The sequence below is a fragment of the Streptomyces sp. AC627_RSS907 genome, assembly GCF_019049165.1.
The window spans coordinates 1-705 of the sequence record NZ_JAGMUE010000305.1; the positions used below are offsets into that span (position 1 = coordinate 1).

At 77.9% G+C, this 705-nt stretch carries 1 pseudogene; it reads left to right on the forward strand.

Annotated features, from left to right (window positions below):
* Positions 1–479 (forward strand): annotated as a pseudogene (locus KUM32_RS35420) (hypothetical protein); the annotation flags it as partial.
* Positions 480–705 lie beyond the last annotated feature (226 nt).

Sequence of the window (705 nt, forward strand, 5' to 3'; positions counted from 1 at the left end):
TCCTCGCCCCGCTGCTGGCCAGCATGGCGGCCGTGGTCTTCCTGGTGCTCGGCTACGTCCTGGAGGTCGCGGACGCGGTGCCGGAGACGGCCGACGCGCTCGTACGCGCCGGCTGGACCGCAGCCGTGATCGCCGTGCTGACCGGGGCGGCGGCGCTGGCCGGCCTCCTCGTCACGGCCCTCCGACACCGCTCCGTACCCCGGCCGGGCCCGGACCGCGCGGCACGCGCCTCCGCCGTGGACCAGGCCCGGGAGACCTGGCAGCGGGCCCTGTTGGAGCGTGGCATGCTGCCCTTCCTGCGGGCCCGACTGGCCGAGCGCGAACAGGCGCGACCGGGGCGGCGGACCGACCGCCGCCCGCAGCGCCCGCGCATCGGCTACGCCAGCCCGGACTACGCCAGCCCCGGTTACGGCGGCCCCGAGCGACTGAGCGGCGACGCTCCCATGCCCCGCGCGGACCGGCACGAGGCCGGCGCGTGAGGGCGCCGGCGCCACGGTGCGCCCACCCCGCCGGGTAGCGCCGACTCCGCGTCGCCCGTCCCGTCCCGCCGCGTCCGCCGGCCACCTCGCGCGGCGGTGCCACGTCCCTTCCGCACGCCGCCTGAAGGGGCGTCGGCCCCGGTTCGCGTACGGACGGCGAAGTGCGGAAAACCGCACCACAACGGCGCGTGTCCACTGAGTGGCGAAGCGCCGGGATGAAGAGGGG